This is a genomic window from Lichenicoccus sp. (assembly GCF_965276875.1).
GTDB lineage: Bacteria > Pseudomonadota > Alphaproteobacteria > Acetobacterales > Acetobacteraceae > Lichenicoccus.
In genome coordinates this window covers 4,135,819-4,155,466 of record NZ_OZ255701.1, presented here as the reverse complement: position 1 = coordinate 4,155,466, position 19,648 = coordinate 4,135,819, and the positions used below count along the sequence as shown (strand labels likewise).

The 19,648-nt window shown below is 63.9% G+C and carries 15 protein-coding genes; 5 read left to right on the top strand and 10 right to left on the bottom strand.

All coding sequences use genetic code 11. The annotated features are described in order from the left end of the window. Nucleotides 1–123: 123 nt before the first annotated feature. Complete coding sequence (locus ACQY4K_RS20135; protein WP_428391967.1) at nt 124–2,031, top strand: GmrSD restriction endonuclease domain-containing protein; 1,908 nt, start codon at nt 124–126, stop codon at nt 2,029–2,031. A gap of 33 nt (nt 2,032–2,064) precedes the next feature. Here ACQY4K_RS20135 and alkB read toward each other — a convergent pair whose 3' ends face one another. From alkB to ada, 3 genes are read right to left on the bottom strand one after another with little or no spacing between them, the layout of a single operon-like run. Further along, nucleotides 2,065–2,721, bottom strand: coding sequence for a DNA oxidative demethylase AlkB (gene alkB, locus ACQY4K_RS20130; protein WP_428391966.1), 657 nt, complete (start codon nt 2,719–2,721; stop codon nt 2,065–2,067). Continuing rightward, nucleotides 2,708–3,388, bottom strand: coding sequence for a 2OG-Fe(II) oxygenase (locus ACQY4K_RS20125; protein ID WP_428391965.1), 681 nt, complete (start codon nt 3,386–3,388; stop codon nt 2,708–2,710). The genes alkB and ACQY4K_RS20125 overlap by 14 nt, the downstream gene beginning before the upstream one ends. Next, nucleotides 3,385–4,500, bottom strand: a complete 1,116-nt coding sequence (gene ada, locus ACQY4K_RS20120; RefSeq protein ID WP_428391964.1) for a bifunctional DNA-binding transcriptional regulator/O6-methylguanine-DNA methyltransferase Ada — start codon at nt 4,498–4,500, stop codon at nt 3,385–3,387. The genes ACQY4K_RS20125 and ada overlap by 4 nt, the downstream gene beginning before the upstream one ends. A 307-nt stretch (nt 4,501–4,807) precedes the next feature. On the opposite strand from ada, the gene ACQY4K_RS20115 reads away from it, so the two are divergent. Both ACQY4K_RS20115 and recD2 read left to right on the top strand, forming a co-directional pair. After that, nucleotides 4,808–6,268: a mannitol dehydrogenase family protein gene (locus ACQY4K_RS20115; RefSeq protein ID WP_428391963.1), complete on the top strand. Its 1,461-nt coding sequence runs from the start codon at nt 4,808–4,810 to the stop codon at nt 6,266–6,268. Between the two features lie 3 nt (nt 6,269–6,271). Beyond that, nucleotides 6,272–8,428: an SF1B family DNA helicase RecD2 gene (recD2, locus tag ACQY4K_RS20110; RefSeq protein WP_428396241.1), complete on the top strand. Its 2,157-nt coding sequence runs from the start codon at nt 6,272–6,274 to the stop codon at nt 8,426–8,428. On the opposite strand, the gene ACQY4K_RS20105 is transcribed toward recD2, so the two are convergent. Then, nucleotides 8,418–8,657 carry a DUF3297 family protein gene (locus ACQY4K_RS20105; RefSeq protein ID WP_428391962.1) on the bottom strand — a complete coding sequence of 80 codons (240 nt, stop codon included), beginning with the start codon at nt 8,655–8,657 and terminating at the stop codon, nt 8,418–8,420. The two genes, recD2 and ACQY4K_RS20105, sit on opposite strands and share 11 nt — an antisense overlap. Nucleotides 8,658–8,778: 121 nt before the next feature. Between ACQY4K_RS20105 and ACQY4K_RS20100 the strand changes: the two genes are divergently transcribed. Further along, the gene (locus ACQY4K_RS20100) at nt 8,779–9,057 is read left to right on the top strand and encodes a hypothetical protein (protein ID WP_428391961.1); all 279 of its coding nucleotides are present in this window, start codon (nt 8,779–8,781) and stop codon (nt 9,055–9,057) included. Here the strand turns inward: ACQY4K_RS20100 and ACQY4K_RS20095 are convergent. The 4 genes from ACQY4K_RS20095 to ACQY4K_RS20080 form a co-directional block, all read right to left on the bottom strand. Then, nucleotides 9,043–9,873 (bottom strand): 3-keto-5-aminohexanoate cleavage protein, encoded by an 831-nt coding sequence (locus ACQY4K_RS20095; RefSeq protein ID WP_428391960.1) that lies wholly within the window; start codon nt 9,871–9,873, stop codon nt 9,043–9,045. The two genes, ACQY4K_RS20100 and ACQY4K_RS20095, sit on opposite strands and share 15 nt — an antisense overlap. Before the next feature lie 73 nt (nt 9,874–9,946). Further along, complete coding sequence (locus ACQY4K_RS20090; protein WP_428391959.1) at nt 9,947–10,996, bottom strand: rhamnan synthesis F family protein; 1,050 nt, start codon at nt 10,994–10,996, stop codon at nt 9,947–9,949. A 40-nt stretch (nt 10,997–11,036) separates the two neighbouring features. Then, the gene (locus tag ACQY4K_RS20085) at nt 11,037–12,014 is read right to left on the bottom strand and encodes a class I SAM-dependent methyltransferase (RefSeq protein ID WP_428391958.1); all 978 of its coding nucleotides are present in this window, start codon (nt 12,012–12,014) and stop codon (nt 11,037–11,039) included. A gap of 82 nt (nt 12,015–12,096) precedes the next feature. Continuing rightward, complete coding sequence (locus ACQY4K_RS20080) at nt 12,097–16,326, bottom strand: glycosyltransferase (protein WP_428391957.1); 4,230 nt, start codon at nt 16,324–16,326, stop codon at nt 12,097–12,099. 364 nt (nt 16,327–16,690) lie between these two features. Between ACQY4K_RS20080 and ACQY4K_RS20075 the strand changes: the two genes are divergently transcribed. Then, nucleotides 16,691–17,752: a methyltransferase domain-containing protein gene (locus ACQY4K_RS20075; RefSeq protein ID WP_428391956.1), complete on the top strand. Its 1,062-nt coding sequence runs from the start codon at nt 16,691–16,693 to the stop codon at nt 17,750–17,752. Between the two features lie 3 nt (nt 17,753–17,755). On the opposite strand, the gene atpC is transcribed toward ACQY4K_RS20075, so the two are convergent. Then, complete coding sequence (gene atpC / locus ACQY4K_RS20070; protein WP_428391955.1) at nt 17,756–18,160, bottom strand: ATP synthase F1 subunit epsilon; 405 nt, start codon at nt 18,158–18,160, stop codon at nt 17,756–17,758. Between the two features lie 2 nt (nt 18,161–18,162). Continuing rightward, a complete protein-coding gene (gene atpD / locus ACQY4K_RS20065; RefSeq protein WP_428391954.1) occupies nt 18,163–19,638 on the bottom strand; it encodes a F0F1 ATP synthase subunit beta in 1,476 nt (491 codons plus the stop codon). Nucleotides 19,639–19,648: the final 10 nt, after the last annotated feature.

Sequence of the window (19,648 nt, the reverse complement as noted above, 5' to 3'; positions counted from 1 at the left end):
GTTTCGGTTTGCTACCGGAGCAATCGTGTTGTGGCATATAGGACAGCAACGTAGCCAAAGGCCTAGCCGAAGAAACAGTTCGTTGATCGGCAGCCAGGCAATACAAAAGGGGGAGGCAGTAAGGTGGCGGGCTCGACGTTTCAGACAAACCCAATTGACCTGGAAAGACTTCTCGACGATTGCCATCGAGGCGTCATTCAGCTTCCTGATTTTCAGCGTAGCTGGGTTTGGGATGAGAACCGTATAAAGAGTCTGATCGCATCAGTTTCTCGAGCCTTTCCAGTTGGCGCTCTCATGTCACTCGACACGGGCGGTCCGGTGAACTTCAGACCGCGCCTTGTCGAAGGCGCACCTGCGACTGGCCGCCAGACGGCTCCGCAATCGCTCCTCCTGGACGGCCAGCAGCGTATCACCTCGCTTTACCAAGTCATTCTGCGCGGCAAGGTTGTCGAAACCGTCACGCCCAAAAAGAAGAAAGTCCGCCGGTGGTTCTACATCGACATCCGAAAGGCGCTTGATGAAGCCGTTGATCGGGAAGAGGCAATCATTGGTGTTCCGGAGGACAGGACCGAGCGCACGGACTTTGGCCGCGAAATCACGCGCGATCTTTCAACGCCGGAGAAGGAGTACGCAGCACTTGTGTATCCCGTCTGCCAGGTGTTCGATTGGGATAAGTGGCAAGACGGCTTCGATGATTTCTGGTCAGGTGACCAGAACAAAAAACTCCGCGAGGATTTTCGAAGCTTCAAGCGTCAAGTCCTTGAGAACTTTAAATACTACCGCGTCCCGGTGATCGCCCTGGACCGATCGACCTCAAAAGAGGCCGTGTGCGTCGTCTTCGAGAAGGTCAACACCGGCGGCAAAGCGCTCGATGCCTTCGAGCTCGTCACGGCGTTGTATGCCGCGTCGGGGCACGAGCTCCGCAAGGACTGGTACGGTGACGACAGCACGAAGGGGCGTCATCGCCGACTTGCTGACGCTCTGAGGCCGGCGCACTCCGATGCCGGCATCCTCGCGAGCGTCAGTAACACGGATTTCCTGCAAGCGATCTCGCTGTTTTATACCCGCGAACGGCGGCGCACGGCTGAACAGGCTGGAAAGCAAGGCAAGGAACTGCCAGCCGTTTCCGGCAACCGCCAGGCACTCCTCGACCTCCCGCTGGATGCCTACAAGCAGTTCGAAACCAAAGTGGAGCATGGGTTCACTCAGGCCGCCAAATTTTTGCACATGCTGCACATCTACCGGATTTTTGATCTGCCCTATCAGTCCCAGATCGTCCCCTTGGCCGCGATCCTTGCCGACGTCGGGGAAGCCTGGGAACACGACGCGGTACGCGCAAAGCTGGTCCAATGGTATTGGAACGGGGTCTTTGGCGAGCTTTATGGCTCTGCCGTCGAATCCCGGAGCGCGCGCGACTTCATGGAGGTACCTCTCTGGCTCAAGGGAGGCTCCGAACCTTCGACCGTAAGCGAGACGATTTTCCGCTCCGACCGACTGAAGACAATGCGGATGCGGCTGTCTGCTGCCTACAAGGGAATGAACGCACTCTTAATGAAGGAGGGTGCGCAGGACTTCCGATCTGGGCAAAAATTCGATCATACGGTTTTCTTTGGAGAAAACGTCGACATCCACCACATTTTTCCACAGGGTTGGTGTAGGTCTCAGGGTATCGAGCCGGCGATTTTTGATTCCATCATCAACAAAACACCGCTCTCCTTCAGGACGAACCGAATTATCGGTGGCGTTGCACCGTCGCAATACATTGCAAAGTTAGAAAAGGGGAACGAGACAACACCTGCGATCGAACGGCAGAAACTCGAGACCTACCTGCGATCGCACCTGATCGACCCGATGCTTTTGCGTGGTGATAAGTTCGAAATCTTCATGGATGTCAGACAGAAACAGTTGCTGGCCTTGATCGAGCAGGCGATGGGCAAAGCCGCCTACACCGGCAACCTTACAGAAGAGGGCGACGATGCTGAAGCAGACGAGGACGCGACCGAAGCCGAGCTGACGATCGTGGCCGCGTAGATCACCGTGCGCGCGAGAGGGGCCGATGACCGACTACGCCGCCCTACGGAAGGTGAGATTGTAGCGCAGCGCGCCAGTCAGGGGGTGCGTGCTGGGCGCCAAGGTATCGATGCCGTGGAAGGTGAGCCGGGCAGGGCCGCCCCAGACGACAACGTCGCCGTGATGCAGCGCGAGGCGACGGGGGCGGTCGGCTCGGGTTGGTCCGCCCCACAGGAAGCAGGCGTCGACGCCGAGCGAGACAGAGACGATCGGCTGGTCGAGGTTTCGTTCGTCGCGGTCCTGGTGCAGCGACAGCTTGGCGCCGGGTTCGTAGCGGTTGATTAGGCAGGCCTCGGGCGCGAAGTCGTCGAAGCCCGCTTTCGCCGCGGCGTTGCGCGCCAGGGCTGCGAAGGCTTGCGGCATGGCCGGCCAGGGGGCGCCGCCGAGCGGGTCGTTGGGATCGTAGCGATAGCCGCGTGGGTCCGAGACCCAGCCGAGCCGGCCGGCGTTGGTCATCGCCACCGACATGCGTCGTCCGCCGGGTGTTTCGAGATGGCGGAAGGGCGCTGCCTCGGCGATCGTTGCGATTGCCTCAAGCAATAGGCGATCATCAGGCAGTGCAAAGCCGCCGAGCAGAACGGCGCCGGGATCAAGCATCAGGCGGCGGCGATCGTCGGGGAACAAATCCATCGCGCAATCACGCGGCATCATGAAAGATGATTCCGAGTGTATGGCGCTGTCCGCGGCACACCGGGCTGACGCCGTGCCGCATCGTTACGCGATGGTCGCCGCGCGCGCCGCGTTGCGGTCGGCTGTTGACGGCGAACACCACCGCGTCGCCCTTGCCCAGCGGCACCACCGCTACCCTGGTCTGGGCACGCGGACGCTGCTGCGTCAGCACGAATTCGCCGCCAGTGAAGTCACGGTCGGGTGCGGACAGCAAGATCGCGACCTGCAGCGGGAAGACATGCGCGCCATACAGATCCTGATGCAGGCAGTTGTAATCGTTGGGGCCGTAGCGGAGCAGCAGCGGCGTCGGCCGCGTCTGTCCTGCCGCGTGGCAGCGTTCGAGGAATGCCTGGTGGGTGTCGGGGAAGCGGGTGTCGATGCCGAGCCGTTCGTGCCAACGGTTCGCGATTGGCGCGAGATTTGGATAGAGGTCCGCGCGAAGCGCCTGGACCCGCGGCGGCAGCGGGTAGGCGAAATAGCGATACTCACCCTGCCCAAAGCCGTGGCGCGCCATGTCGACGCGCTTGCGAAAGCCCTGCTCGGCGTCATAGAGGGCTGTGATGGTGTCGCATCCGGCATCGTCGATCAGGTCGGGCAGCACCGTCCAGCCCTGGCTGTCGAGGTCGGCGCCGATGGCGGCCCAGTTCACGGCCTTGCCTCCCGTTGCAGGAGCCGGCGCTTGCGCTCGACGCCCCAGGCATAGCCCGACAGAGCACCGTCGCGACGGACAACCCGGTGACAGGGAATGGCGACCGCGATCGGGTTTGCGGCGCAAGCGCCGGCGACGGCGCGGACGGATTTGGGCGCACCGAGCCTGGCCGCGATCTCCGTGTAGGATGCCGTGCGCCCGGCCGGGATGTCGGCAAGGGCCCGCCAGACGCGCTGCTGGAAGGCGCTGCCGCGGATGTCGAGCGGCAGGTCGAGGCCGAGACCCGGGGCCTCGACGAAGCCGACGACCTGGGCGACGAGCGTCTCGTACTCAGCGTCGCCGCCAAGCAGGCGCGCCTTGGCAAAACGGTCCTGGAGGTCCTTGGCGAGCACATCCGGATCGTCGCCGATCAGGATTGCGACCACACCCTTGGTGCTGGAGGCGACCAGGATCGCGCCCAGCGAACACTGCCCGATCGCAAAGCGGATGTCTTCGTCGGCGCCCTTGGCCTTAAAGCTGCGGGGAGTCATGCCGAGCATGCCGGTGGCGTTCTCATAAAAGCGCCCGCTTGAGTTGAAGCCGGATTCGTAGATCGCCTCGGTGACGCTGCCTTGCCTGCCGAGTGCCGCGCGGACGCGGCCGGCGCGATGGCCGGTGGCATAGGCGTTCGGTGTCAGGCCGGTGACCTGCTTGAACAGGCGGTGGAAATAGCCTGGGCTGAGGGCCACGGCTTGCGCCAGATCGGCCAAGGACGGCGTCTCCTCGTTGTGCTCGATCAGGCGGCAGGCCTCGGCGATGCGCCTGGCATTCGCCTCGATCGGCGACAGACCGTCCGGATGACAGCGCCTACAGGCGCGGAACCCGCGTGCCCTGGCGTCGGCGGTTGTCTCATGCAAGGCGACGTTGTTCGGATTGGCCGCGCGCGAGGGGCAGGACGGGCGGCAATAGACGCCCGTGGTGACGACGGAATACCAGAACAGGCCGTCCGCGGTGCCGTCGCGGGCGAGCACGCGCGCCCAGCGTGGATCGTTTGCGGTGCCGGTCTGCGCGGTGCCGGTCTGCGTGGTGCCGGTCTGCGTGGTGCCGGTCTGCGCGGTCGGGTTCGTGTCCATGGTCGGTCTCTCATTGTGGGGTCGGTGAGGCGAGTTTGCACGCTCGGTCGCGACGCCGAACTCCGGGTCTTGCTGCCAAATCCACGCCTTGCGCATGCGGTCGCGTCGCGCAGGCAGCGTATATAAGTCGGCAACAACCGATGCTTGAAGACGTTGCTTTACCCGAATGCCCATCAACCCGTTCGACCCAGTGCCGACACCTTCACCTTTGGTGTGAAGGTTGCCGAGGCGCCGTTTGCGGTCGAGGATACGTAGGAAGCGGCCGCGCAACTCGAGGCCGTTGCGTCAGGGACGCAGGAGTGTTGCGATGGATAATCCGCTGCTTGCCTCGATTGGCCCGCGTATCCACCGTCCCGGCTACGACCGCGCGGGGATCACACCCGGCATCGCCCATCTCGGCGTCGGCAATTTCCATCGCGCGCACCAGGCCTTCTATCTCGACCGGGTGCTGACCGATCCGCGCCAGCACGAATGGGGCATTCTGGGCATCGGCGTGCAGGACACCGAAGCCGAGCGCGACAAGGCGCAAGCGATGGCCGCCCAGGAAGGCCTCTACACCCTGACCATCTGTCCGCCCGCGGCACCGCCCTCGGTGCGGCTGATCGGCGCGATCGTCGAATACCGGCACGCGCCGGACGACGTCGAGGCGGTGCTGGCGCGGCTGGCCGATCCTAAAGTCCGGATCGTCAGCCTGACGATCACCGAGGGCGGCTATAATCTCGATGCCGCGGGCACGTTCCGACTGGACACCGTAGCCCACGACCTCGCAGGCGGGCCGCCGCGCAGCGTGTTCGGACTGGTGACCGAGGCGCTGCACCGCCGCCGTACCGCCGGAGTCGGTCCGTTCACGGTGCTGAGCTGCGACAACCTGATGCATAACGGCCAGACCGCGCGCACCGCCTTTCTCGGCTTCGCCCGCGCCCGCGACCCCGCGCTGGCCGACTGGATCGAGCGGCATGTGAGCTTCCCCAACAGCATGGTCGACGGGATTGCGCCGGCGGTGACACCAGCGGACGCCGCACGCCTGCGCCAGCAGAGCGGCGCCGACGACCGCATCCCGGTGTTCCGCGAGGATTTCACGCAATGGGTGCTGGAGGATGATTTCTGCGCCGGACGGCCGGATCTCGCCGCCGCCGGAGCGCTGTTCACCGAAGCGGTCGACCCCTACGAGCTGGTCAAGCTGCGCATGCTCAATGCCGGACACAGCATGATGGCCCTGCCCTCCATCCTGCTCGGCCATCGGCTGGTGCATGAGGCGATGGCCGACGAGTCGGTGGCGAGCCTGCTCGATCAGTTCCTCGCGCGCGACGCCGCCCCGCATCTTACAGCACCACCCGGCATGCAGCCCTCCGACTATGCCGCGCTGATCCTCCGCCGCTTCGCCAATCCGGCGATCCGCGACCAGGTTGCCCGCATCGCCGGCCAGAGCGCCGCCAAGCTGCCTGTCTTCCTGCAGGCGACCACACGCGCGGTGCTGGAGGGCACCCACTCGTCGGTGCGCATCGCCTTCCTGCTCGCCTGCTTTGCGGAATATCTGCGCGGCCGCGACGACAACGACGCCCCCTACGCCGTCGCCGAGCCGCTGCTGACCGAGGCCGACTGGGCGCTGGTGCGCGCGCACGACGCTGGCGCCTTTTTGCGCATGAGTCCCTTCGCCGGCTGGGACTTGTCGCGCTATCCAGACTTCCTGACCGAAGTCGCGGGCATCCGCCGGGCGATCGCCTCCGAGGGCACCCGGCAGACGTTGCGCGCCGTGCTGCAGGAGTAGGCACTGGCCGAGGCGCTCGCCGGCCTGGTGGAGCGGGTCACGTTCCATAGCGAAGAGAGCGGATTTTGCGTGCTTCGCGTCAAGGCACGCGGCCAGCGCGACCTGATCACCGTGGTCGGGCATGCCGCCACCATCGCCGCCGGCGAGTGGGTGCAGATGACCGGGGACTGGGTCGTTGATCGCACCCACGGCCCGCAATTCAAGGCGGCGTTCCTCAAGGCAAGCCCGCCCTCCACCCGCGAGGGCATCGAAAAATATCTCGGCTCCGGCATGATCCGCGGCATCGGCCCGGCCTATGCGAGCCGGCTGGTGCGCGCCTTCGGCACTGAGGTCTTCGAGCTGATCGAACAGCAGCCGGCGCGCCTGCGCGAGGTCACCGGCATCGGCCCCGCGCGCGCCGCCCGCATCGTCGCCGGCTGGGCCGACCAGAAGGTAATCCGCGAGATCATGCTGTTCCTGCACGCGAACGGGGTCGGCACCTCGCGCGCGGTGCGTATCTACAAGACCTACGGCGTCGACGCGGTGCGTCTGGTCAGCGAGAACCCCTACCGGCTGGCGCGCGACATACGCGGCATCGGCTTCCTGACGGCCGACCGCATCGCAGCCCACCTCGGCATCGAGAAGACCGCGATGATAAGGGTGCGCGCCGGCATCAGCTACGCGCTCGCCGAGGCAACACAGGACGGGCATTGCGGCCTGCCGCGCGACGAGCTGCAAGCGCTGACCGAGCAACTGATCGCGGTGCCGGCCACCCTGATCGACGCGGGGCTCGCCCTCGAACTCGAAGCCGGCATGCTGATCGCCGATACCGTGCTGGGACGCGACTGCGTGTTCCTCGCCGCCTTGCACCGCGCCGAGGCGACCATCGCGGGACGGCTGCGCGCCCTCGGCCAGGCGCCGCTGCCCTGGGCCGCGATCGACGTCGACCGCGCGATTGCCTGGGTGGAGGGCAAGACCGCACTCGCTTTGGCCGCCAGCCAACAGGCGGCGGTGCGACTCGCCCTCGCATCCAAGCTGCTGGTAATCACCGGCGGTCCCGGTGTCGGTAAGACTACGCTTCTCAACTCCATCCTCAAAATCCTGCGCGCCAAGGACGTCGAGGTCGCCCTGTGCGCCCCCACCGGACGCGCCGCCAAGCGCCTGACCGAAAGCACCGGGCTGCCAGGTCGCACCATCCACCGGCTGCTGGAGAGCGACCCCGCCAGCGGCGGCTTCAAGCGCTGCGAGGAGCGGCCGCTCGCCTGCGACCTGCTGGTCGTCGACGAGGCCAGCATGGTCGACGTGCCGCTGCTGCGCGCGCTGCTGGCGGCCCTCCCCGACCACGCGGCACTGCTGGTCGTCGGCGATGTCGACCAGTTGCCCTCGGTCGGCCCGGGCCAGGTGCTGGCCGACATCATCGCCTCGAACGCGGTGCCGGTGGTGCGCCTGACGGAAGTGTTCCGGCAGGCGGCGCAAAGTCGGGTCATCGTCAATGCGCACCGGATCAATGCCGGGCGGATGCCCGAGCTGGACGCCGCCCCCGACTCCGACTTCTTCTTTATCGATGCCGCCGAGCCCGAAGAGGGGATGCGCAAGCTGCTTGCGGTGGTGCGCGACCGAATCCCGGCCCGCTTCGGGCTGGATGCGGTGCGCGACGTCCAGGTACTATGCCCGATGAACCGCGGCGGCCTGGGAGCCAGGGCGCTGAACGTCGCCTTGCAGCAGGCCCTCAATCCGCCCGGCGAGGCGCGGGTGGAGCGGTTCGGCTGGGTATTCAGCCCGGGCGACAAGGTCATGCAGGTCGCCAACGACTACGAGCGCGACGTCTATAATGGCGATCTCGGGATGATCACCGCACTCGACCGCGAGCAGTCGGAACTCACCGTCCGCTTCGACGGCCGCGACGTCACCTACGGCTTCGGCGAACTCGACGAGCTGGTGCTGGCCTACGCCACCACCATCCACAAGGCCCAGGGGTCGGAATATCCGGCGGTGGTGATCCCGCTGACCACGCAGCACTACACGATGCTGGCGCGCAACCTGCTCTATACCGCGGTGACACGCGGCAAGCGCCTGGTGGTGCTGATCGGCCAGCGCCGGGCGCTTGCGGCAGCACTGCGCAATCCGGGCGGGCGGCGGCGCTGGTCCAAGCTGCGTGAGCGGCTTGCGCTCAGCTCTTGAAATAGGGCTCGACCGGGCCTTGCAGCTTCATCGTCATCGGGCTGCCGCGCCGGGTCATGGTCTTGCCGATGGTGACCCGGACCCAGCCTTCGCTGACGCAGTATTCCTCGACATTGTCCTTCTCGACACCCTTGAAGCGGATACCGACGCCGCGCCCGAGCAGGGCTGCATCGTGGAACGGGCTGCCTGGATCGGCGGATAGCCGGTCTGGTGGGGTTTCATTGTCCATGACGGTGTCATACGGGTTTCACGCCGCTTGCCAAGGCTGGCCCAACCTGTACACCGGCATTGGTGCTTCCATTCGTCTCGAAAACGGATTATTGTCTTATTTCTGGAATGGATGTATCCCCATGCGGATCGAAGCAACGCCGCCCGTTAGTCCCAGCGCGCCAAGCTCCAGCGCGTCAAGCTTGGTCTCCTCCCAGGCCGACACGCAAGCCAGCTCGTCGCCAAGCCAGGCGCCGCTCGGGCTCAACCCCAACCTGCATATCGATCAAGAGCTTGGCATCGTCGTCATGCGCTATCTTGACGCGCAGGGCGACGTGACGGTGCAGTTCCCGGCAGCCCGGATCATCGAAAAATACCGCGTTTACGGCATGCAGGACGGAGCGCCCTCAGCACGCTCGTAGCCCCAGCAGCGCACGCGCCTCCGATGCCGTCGCGGGCCTGCGACCGTGGGCGGCGATCGCCTCGGCCGCGACCTGAACGAGTTCGGCATTGCCGCTGGCAAGCCGGTCCTTTGTGATACGGATATTGTCCTCGAGCCCGGTCCGCACGGCGTCGGCGCCACGCTCCAGCGCCCATTCCATCACCGGAGATTGATTGACGCCGATCCCAGCCGCGGTCCAGGTCGCATGCGGCAGGATGCGACGCAGTTCGGACAGCATCAGGTCGAGCAGATGCTCCTCGGCCGGCATGGCGTTTTTGACGCCGAGCACGAACTGCACGTGCGGGCGCTCGTTCATCAGCCCGGCCTCGACCAGGCGCCGAGCGCAGTGCAGATGCGACAGGTCGAAGATCTCGATTTCCGGCAGGATGTCGTTCTGCTGCATGCGGGTGGCGAGATCGGTGACCAGGGAGGCCGCGTTCTCGTAGACGATCGTCGGGAAATTGACCGAGCCGGTCGAAAGCGACGCCATGTCAGGCCGGTGGATCAGCGAACTGCCACGAAGCGCCTGGTCGCGTCCGCGGCCTCCGGTCGAGAACTGCACGATCATCCCCGGGCAGTGCCTGACCACCCCTTCCTGCACCTGAGCGAACAGGTCAGGATCCGAAGACGGGCTCTCGTCAGGGTTGCGCACATGAATATGCACCAAGGCCGCCCCGGCCTCGAAGGCCGCGTGGGTACTTTCGATCTGCTCGAACGGCGTCACCGGCAAAGCCGGGTTGTCCTTCTTGCGCGGCACCGAGCCGGTGATGGCAACCGCGATGACGACCGGGTTCATGACCTTATCTCCTCCGCGCACAGTGTCGTTGCTTCAATTCAGGCACCAGCTTGCCACAGGAGAAAGATACCGACTACCGCCTGCAGCCATCGACATAAGTCGTTGCATAAGACAGGCCGCGGCTTGCCGCCAGGAACGGAAGCAGTCGTTCAATCGTGTGTATTATGGTTCCGTCGACCGGCAAGGGCTCCGTCGGATAGCTGTCCCAGGTTAAATCAAGCCGCAGCAGCGGATGCAGCGCGGCGGCACGACACCAAAACATGTTCCCAATTGGAAAGTCGAAGTGCTGTGGCAATGCCTTGGGTAGGCCCATCCTGGGCGCCAGATCATGAACGACGTCATTATTATGATCCCAATCATTGAGGTGCGGGTCCTCCGCAAAGACCAGCCCCAGCTGCTTGTCGTCCTCGAACGCCTCCATCACATGATCAACCACCGGATATTCTCCGCCCAAGAGCTGCTCCCACAGGAAATTGCGCCAACGCTCTCCGAAAGAGGCATCGTATTGCGGGCTTTTCTTTGAGTGGATGTGCCCGATGATGTCATAGCTTTCCAAGGTCGATGCACCCAACCCCGTGATCATTGCGCCGATGTCGCGCCCACGGTTCGGCACGACACGGATTTCACAATTTTCCGGCGCATCGAGGGCAAGTAGCCGCGCATCTCGCTGATTGGTCGTGGTGATGATAAGATCGAACGTCGTGCTGTTCCTGCGGGTGCGCCTCAAGAAGTCGGGCAGGAGCTCAGGGTAGAAGAAGTGGCAATGGAGCAGGATGCGAAGCGCGCTTGGTTTCGGAGGATCCTGCCTGGAGCGGAGCCTCATCACCGGGTGCGTCCAGCGGCCTTGCGGGGAGCCGCTCCGAATATAATGAGCGAGTGGATCTTCACCAAGGCCTTCATCGTAATCCACGCAATCCTCAGCGTAAATCATCGGATGAAAACCCTCGGTCGGTCGCCGGACCGACCATCCGGTCCGAGTACGGCGGCGAGGCACGACGGCACGTGATTTCTTGAGATAATCCACGATCGCCTGCTGCAGAGTCCAGTTACCTCGATTGATGTCGCTAGCCAACCCGATATTGAAGATGCCGCTATCGATGATGACTCGCAGGTCGGAAAGCATAGCCTTGTCCAACACGAAACCGGCCTCTCTACCCAATAAGTCACGTCACGCCATAAAGAAGTTTCAGGCGACGAAGCTCAGCCTGGGTGTCTTCGAGAGATTGTCTGCACTTCTGAAACGCGCCTGAATTCTCTGCCTCTTCGTTCCTGATGCGGTGCAGCAGGCCGGTTCTGATGGTTGCATAATCCTCTGGCCTCAGATCGTTCGTATCCGTCACGGGCTGCAAGGACGCATGAAACTCGTATCCTTGCGACGCCACCTCGGCGACAGCAAAGCGTGTCAAACCCAAGAAGCCACAATCCCGCACCAGGAGTTCAAACGACGCAGGGGTAAAGACGGAACAATGCGCGTCGACATACTCGTCTTCGCCAAAGCCGCTGGCTGAACCATGTGCGCGGACCCGCGACGCCCAGAAGTCCCACTCCTCGGCAAGCTGTATGTCGCAGCGCACCGTCTCGGCGGGAGTTGTGGGGAAGAAATCGTAACGCGTGCGGCCGCCGTCCAGGTAATGTGCGAACACCGCGCGGCCTTCGAAGACGTTGGCAAGCGAGGGCCTGTGCTGATCCGTGTAGAAGCTTTGTATCCAGTCGGAAAGACGGGTGATCGGTCGGAAATAGTCAAAGCATATGCGGTGATCGGGGATTGCCATGCGCAACATGCCGCCCGGCTTCAGGGCGCTCGCACACCCATTCAGGAATCGAATCGGGTTTGGCAGGTGCTCGAAGTTGTGCGATGATACGATATAATCGAATGTCCCGGAACCACCTCGCGCCTCGATCAGGTCGCCGATCGCGATCGATGACCCGACGAGATCGACATCCTCTATGTCCATGAGCTGTTGAGCGGTAATGTGTGGATCGGCGTTCGCTCGTGATCGAAGCGTCTCCGTGTCGAAGACATCCATTGACAGGCAGTTATACCCCTCTCGCTTCGGCGCCAGCGGATTAAACCATGGCCCGACCTCGATGCCGCGCTGGCCGACGGATATGTCCTTCATGATCAGGTCACGTCGTGTCATCCACAGGCTCCCGTTCAGTAGCGATGCTTGGCGCGCGTCATAGACGGATTGGAAAGGTTCTCGATGGGCTTGGGCGGCAGCGTCAGGCGGCCTTCGTCCGTGAGAGCCGCATAAGCTGCCCGGCCTGCACGCCAATCGCCGCCTGCTGCTCGACCATCTCCATGAAGCGCGCACCAAAGGCATCCAAGGTGAGTTCCTGTTCGAAGACGTGCCGTGCCGCCTGTCCCATGGCCGGGAGCTCGTCGCGGCGCTCGTAGGCCGCCAACAGCTGCCCCGCCAGCGATAACGCGCTGCCGCACTCGAAGCGAAAGCTGCTGTCTTCGTTGAACAGCTCTCCGGCGCCGACGCACTCATTCACGATGCTGGGCTTGCGCGACATGGCGGCCTCCATCACGACCAGCGACCATGGTTCATCGCGAGAGGCGCAAACGATCACGTCAGACTTAGCGATGAGCCGAAGCTGTTCCAGGTGGTCCCGTAACCCGAGATAGGCGACCTCGGGCAATCGCGCCATCTTGCCCTCGATCTCCCGCCAGAACTCCTGGTGCATCTCCCATAGATACCCGGTCATCAAAAAGCGGCAGCCGTGGCGTACATGCTCCGGCAACAGGGCGATTGCCTCGACGAGGAGGTCCTGGCCCTTGCGCGGTTCGATTGTCCCCGACAGCAAGAAGGTCATGGGCCGCGGACCGTGCGGCGCCTCTTCGGCCGGCTGAACGTCAGGGACGCCGTAATGCAGCACCTTGGCGTCGATGCCCTCGGGCACGAAGCGACGCGCATAGGCGCCGTTGCACAGAACCTGCACACGCGCCCAGTGCACGTCGGCAACCTTTTGCAGGTCGACTGCCAACGACCTCGCCTCGTGCAGCCACCACACCGTCCGGAGGTTCTCGATCGCCGACAATTGCCTGATGACGGCGGAGAGCGCGATTGTGTTAACAACGGCAAGATCGAAGTTGCGCGCAAAACGTTCAAACAGGAAGTGGTTCTGCCCGAGCGAGGCATCAAGGATCGTGACGATCCCGGCTTCGGTGATCTCCTGCCGCAGCGGCCCGTCTTCCCGTGCGACAATCACCGGAAAGCCTCCGGCTTGCAGCACCACCTTTGCGGCATAAAGCAGCATGCGCGGCGCCCCCGTCAGCGACAGCTCATGGGAGACGAACAGGACGTGCGGCCCCGCGGCAGGAGGTCGCGGGTCGAGATGCTCGGCGAATATACGGTAGGGATATGAAAAATCCCGGTACAGCACCCGCTTCATAGAGGCCGTGAAGAACGGGTCCTTCGAGAGCTGGCCGCCCCAGCGCCGCAGCATGAAGGCGTCGGCGCGATCCTTGCGCCGCTTGGCACCCCAGGAATGGTTGCCGATATGCCTGAGCAGCGCATGCGGCGTGTAGACGCAGCGCAACCCTGCCTCCGTCACCTTGTAGCTGAGGTCGAGATCGGAATGCGCGTCGGGTGTATTGTCGGCATCGAAGCCGCCGACCTGCCAGAACACGTCCTTGCGCAGTGCGCAGCAGGCGCCCGACAGGATCGAGACGTTTCTGACATATTTGTGCATCGTCAGGAAGGAGTCGGGCGCATCGGCCGGTACGTTGTTGTAGGCCGTGCCGCACAGGCCCGGTGTGCCCGAGATCATGCCAGCATACTGGATGGTGTCGTTGGCGTGCAGCAGCTTTGGCGAGATGCCGCCCACGCCGGGAACCCAGAGATATTCGACCAATCGCTCGATCCAGTCGCGCTGCAGCGGAAACACGTCATCGTTGTAGAAGACCACAACATCGCCGGTGGCGGCCTTGGCACCCTCGTTGCACTTGTCGGAGAAGTTGTAGGGCTTGTCGTAAGGCGCAAAGATCAGGGCGCCCCAATCGAACTCGTCCGCCAACCGCGCGGCCAATGGGCCGTTGCAGACCACGACGACTTCATAATTCGCGTAATCCGTGCCGGTCCGGATCGCCTGCAACGCGAGGCGTAGGTTCTGCAACGAGTCCGACGGGATGATGATGGACACCATGGTGTCGTCGGCTGGCACCGCGATGCGTACGCAGTTCGCATAGTGAAGCGGCGTCGCCTGGCCCGGGATCTCCCGCCGTTGCAATGCTGCGTTCAGCGCGCCGATGTTGCTGACCCGGGCATCCACCTTGTCGCCGCTCGCCGCCGAGCCTGGGATCGCACGCCAGAAGTACAGCACACGCTCGACATGGACGATGTGCCTTGCCGCCTCCGAGACGCGCAACGCCAGGTCATAGTCCTGCGAGAAATCGTACGCGCTGCGAAAGCCACCCAGCTGCTCGACCAAAGTGCTACGGTAGATCGTCAAATGGCTGGTCAACATGCAGTTGAACATGATCTCCGGCGACCAGTCGGGCTTGAACACGAAGTGGAACAGGCGACGCGTTGGCGTGTCGTCGATCTTGCACTCGTCGCTATAGATGAAGTCGGCATCGGGCTGGCGGTTGATCGCCTCGACCATGCGCAACAGCGCGTCCGGCGTCAGCTCGTCGTCGTGGTCAAGCAGGGCTATGAACTCTCCCTGCGCCATCTGCAGCGCAAGATTGGACGCCGCCGATATGCCGCCGTTGCGCTCCATGACGGCCGTGCGCACCCTGGGATCGGCGGCGGCGAACTCCCGCAGCAGGTCACGTTGCTCGCTGCCTGGGGATCGGTCGTCCACCGCGCAGAGTTCCCAGTCGTCGTAATACTGCTCCTGGAGCGACTCGATGGCGCGGCGGAGCCATTGCACCGGCGTACGGTAGACCGGCATCAGCACGGAGATCAGCGGACGGTGCGTAAAGCCGTCGATGACCCGTGCCGCCGTCTCGTGCGACAGCTCGGCCTGTTGCTCCGCGAAGATCCCGCGCGCGATGACCTCGTACGGGTCTTCATTGTGCAAAGCTGCGCCGGGCGACACTGTCAGGAGGGGAGGCGGCGACGGCGGCAGGCTGACTCCGCGCTCGTAGCCGCGCAGCGTCGTGCGCAATCCGCTCAGCCCGTAGCGGCCCAGTACGCGTATGCTGCCGCGCACGAGCCGGGGAACGCCTCCCGGACGCGCCGCCAATCTGGAAGCCAGACCCACCGTCCGCCTGCCGCGCTGGATCTGCAGCCCGACCCACCTGATCGGCCCGCTGACCCGCCAGCTGGTCGACCGCCAAACGGCGTCCAGGAGTGCTTGCCGTGCCTCCCCTGCCGACCGCTCGGCAATGTAGCCCGCCGACAATGCCGCGACGTGGCGTTCGAATTCGCCGATCCGGCTCGTCAGCGCGGCAGTGGCTGCTTCCGCGGCCGCCGCCCGAATTTCCAGCTTGCGCGAGAACTCCTGCGCGATCTGCAACTGCCCGGCCCTGACGGCGACGGTCCGGCGCAGTCTGTCGGCGATAAGTGACTGCGCGTCGAGTGCGCTCGCCTGCTCGCCGAGAAGGCGCTCCTGTTGCGAGATGTGCAGGGCCTGTTCCGGTATGATGCGCGACTGCTTGTCCAGCTCGCGCGCATGCGCGTCGAGAAGGCGCTTCAGTTCCGAGACGAGCGGGGTTTGCTCGCGGATGATGCGAGCCTGTTCGTCGAGGATGCGTGCTTGTTCCCCGAGCACGCGCTCCTGCTCGGCTTTGGCGTGCCGCAGCCCGACCAGCTCGTCTTCCGGCAGCGGCAGCGCCGACCATGGGTTCGCGCCCTGGTCCGCCGGGACAGACACCGACCCGCTGCGCGCCAGGAGCCGTTCGGCAACCTCCTCGCGACCTTCGACCACGCGCGGACCCAGAACATTATCCGCACTCGGCCGCTTCCTGACCACGCAAATCGAATTCAGGAACTGGACGGAATGGATCTGCGCGAGCGTGGCATCACTCAGCGCCACGCCATAGCGGTCATTGAACGAGCTCAGGATCTCCGACCGGGCGTGCGGCACGCCCCAATGCTCATGGTTCAGGATGTCCGCCAGCCGCTTGAAGAACGACACGGAGGACCAGGGATCAAACAGCCCCCCCTCGTATTCCGTCCAGTAGGAACAATGGAGGTCCTCGGCAACGAACAAGCCGTCGTCCCCGAGCTTTGGGAAATAGCGGGCGAACGACCGGATGATGTCGCTCGACCGGTGCGAGCCGTCGTCGATAACCAGGTCGAAGCCGGCGCTGATCTCGTCAATCTGGGCCGCGGTATCGTCGGAATTGGCGTCGCCCACGACCACGTGGACGCGCGGGTCGTCGTAGCGCAGCTCGGCGCAGGCGGGGTTGACGTCGCAGCCGACAAGGACTGTGGCCGCGCCGAAATACTGCGCCCAGAGCGTCAGGGAGCCGCCGTTCTGGATGCCTATCTCCAGCAAGCGGACCGCCTGGGGACGGTAGCGAGAGAACATCTCATCGTATGCTTTGATATAGAACGACCAACGATCAATAGTCTTGCCTTGGTTTTGCAGGCAATACTGCAGCAGAGTCGGAGCTTCGGTCACGTCTGCCATCTATATCCGTCGCGCGCTCTACTGAGTTGAACGTCCTACCATGCGTAGGCTATCGCCGGTCCCGTGGGGAGGCAAACCGAAGGTCGCGGCCCCGAACCTTGCCCGCCGTGCACCGCGAGTTCAATGCCACGAACTGGTGCGAAGGTGCGCAAGCGTCGCCCTCGGATTGCTCCCCGAGAGGACCGAAGATAGCTTACGCAGCCAGACTTTCTGGTTGAGGAAGCCATTCGTGGATAGAAGAGACCATCTTCTGAAATACGTGTCCAAGCAAAGCCTTGGCATTGAGGTCGGACCATGGATGAGCCCCATTGCGCCGAAACGGGACGGCTATAATTGCCTTGTGCTCGACGTCTTCGACACCCTCACCCTGAAGGAACGCGCAGCGGGCGATGTCAATATCGCCGAACGGGCGGAAGAGATCGAGGAGGTCGACCTTGTCGGCTCCGCCGTGCAGATTGATCGGATTGTGGCCGGGCGTTATCCTCTGTCCAGCTTCGATTACGTGGTCTCCTCTCATAACTTCGAGCATCTGTCCAACCCAATCAAGTTTCTGCAGGGCTGTGCGAGGATCCTGAAAACGGGTGGCATGGTGTCGATGGCCATCCCGGATCACCGGACCTGCTTTGATTTCTTTCGCCCGCTGACGATGCTCACCGATTGGCTCGCAGCCTATATCGAGGACAGGGAGCGGCCGACTCCGTTCCAGAACTTCCATCATGCAGCTTATTTTGCAAGCTATGATGACGGCATCCGTCGTGACACGTCGTTCTTCCGCTTTTCACCGGTTGAATGTGTCGGAGGGCCCCCGAACCTGCGGGAGGTCTTTCAGGAGTTGATAGGGCGTGTCGCCCAGAAAACGGAAGAGTATGTCGACGCGCATTGCTCGGCGTTTACGCCGGCGTCAATCGAGCTTCTGCTCCTGGATTGTGAGTATCTTGGGCTACTGCCGTTCAAGGTCGTCGAAGTTGCCGACCTCGGATGCGAGTTCCATGCGCATTTGAGAAAGTCGGACGACAATGCACCGATGGATCCGGTGACGCATCAGGCGGCTCGGGATCGGTTGATGCATCGCATGAAGAATGAAGAGGCAGAGGCGTCCGGGCAATATCGCGCGGCCGTTGCCGAACGCGACGAATTGCGCGTGTTGTCCGCACAGCTTCGCGCAGCCATCCAACACTACGAACAGTCGACCTCCTGGAAGGCTACGGGCCCGCTGCGCTGGATGGCATCAACTGCACGCCACCTTCTCGCCCTCAGAATGCGCCCCCCCGGACAGACGGAGGCTTCCTGACCCTCAGCCCTGCGCCGCCTCGATATGGGCGCGGGCCGATTGCAGCCGGTCGAGATACGGGCCCAGCGTGGTGATGTCGCTTTTGTCGGCCTCGTCATAGGCGCGCTGGGCATCGGCGAGCTTCTGTTCGCCCTCGGCGCGCGACAGGCCCGAGAGCGGTGTCGCCTCGTCGGCGAGGATCGTGCAGCGCTCGCCGGTGATCTCGGCAAAGCCGCCGGCGACGAAGAAGCTGTCCGACACGCTGCCGCCGGAATGCAGCGACACCACGCCACCGCGCAGCAGCACGATCATCGGCGCGTGGTCCGGCATTGCCGCGAGGTCGCCCTCGGAGCCCGGCATCACCACCATGTCGACGGCGCGGTTGAGCAGACGGCGCTCGGGGCTGACGATCTCGACGTCGATCGGCATGCTCAGTCCTTCTTCTTGGAGGACTCGTGCTTGGCGGCCGCCTCGTCGATGGAGCCAACCATGTAGAACGCGCTCTCCGGCAGATGGTCGTATTCGCCGGCGACGATCGCCTTGAACGAACGCACGGTGTCCTCGATCGAGACCAGCTTGCCGGGCGTGCCGGTGAACACCTCCGCCACGTGGAAAGGCTGGCTCAGGAAGCGCTGGATACGACGGGCGCGGGCGACGGTCTGCTTGTCGTCCTCGGAGAGCTCGTCCATGCCAAGGATGGCGATGATGTCCTGGAGCGACTTGTAGCTTTGCAGGATCTTCTGCACGTCGCGGGCGACCTGGTAGTGCTCCTCGCCGACGATCTTGGGGTCGAGCGAGCGCGAGGTGGAATCCAGCGGATCGACCGCGGGATAGATGCCGAGTTCGGCAATCGAGCGGTTCAGCGTCGTGGTCGCGTCCATATGCGCGAACGACGTTGCGGGTGCTGGATCGGTGAGGTCGTCGGCGGGCACGTAGATCGCCTGCACCGAAGTGATCGAACCCTTCTTGGTCGAGGTGATCCGCTCCTGCAGCGCCCCCATGTCGGTCGCCAATGTCGGCTGGTAGCCGACCGCAGACGGGATGCGCCCGAGCAGGGCCGAGACCTCGGAGCCGGCCTGGGTGAAGCGGAAGATGTTGTCGATGAAGAACAACACGTCCTGGCCTTCGTCGTCGCGGAAATACTCGGCGACGGTGAGGCCCGACAATGCAACGCGCATGCGCGCGCCGGGCGGCTCGTTCATCTGGCCGTAGACAAGTGCTACCTTGGAGCCCTCGGTGTCGTTGTCGTTGAGCTTGATAACGCCGGCGTCCTTCATCTCGTGATAAAGGTCGTTGCCCTCGCGTGTGCGTTCGCCGACACCGGCGAACACCGACACACCGCCATGCGCCTTTGCGATGTTGTTGATCAGCTCCTGGATCAGCACCGTCTTGCCGACACCCGCACCGCCGAACAGGCCGATCTTGCCGCCCTTCAGATAGGGGCAGAGCAGGTCGACGACCTTGATGCCGGTGACCAGGATTTCCGCATTAGCCGCCTGCTCGTCGAAGGCGGGCGCCTCGCGATGGATCGGATCGCGACGCACCGCCGGCACCGGGCCGCGCTCGTCGATCGGATCGCCGATGACGTTGAGGATGCGCCCGAGCGTGCCCGGTCCCACCGGCATGCGGATTGGCGCTCCGGTGTCGGCGACCTCGGCGCCGCGCACCAGCCCGTCGGTGCCGTCCATGGCGATGCAGCGCACTTCGCGCTCGCCGAGCTCCTGGGCCACTTCCAGAACCAGCTCCTGGTCACCCAGCCGGCAGGTGAGCGCATTGAGGATGTAGGGCAGCGTGCCGCTGAACTGCACGTCGACCACGGCGCCACGTATCTGCATGACCCGGCCGACGACGTTGGAGTTGGGCTGTGGCGCCTTGCTCGGAGCGTCAATGGTGCTGCTGTCGGACATTCGGGGCTCC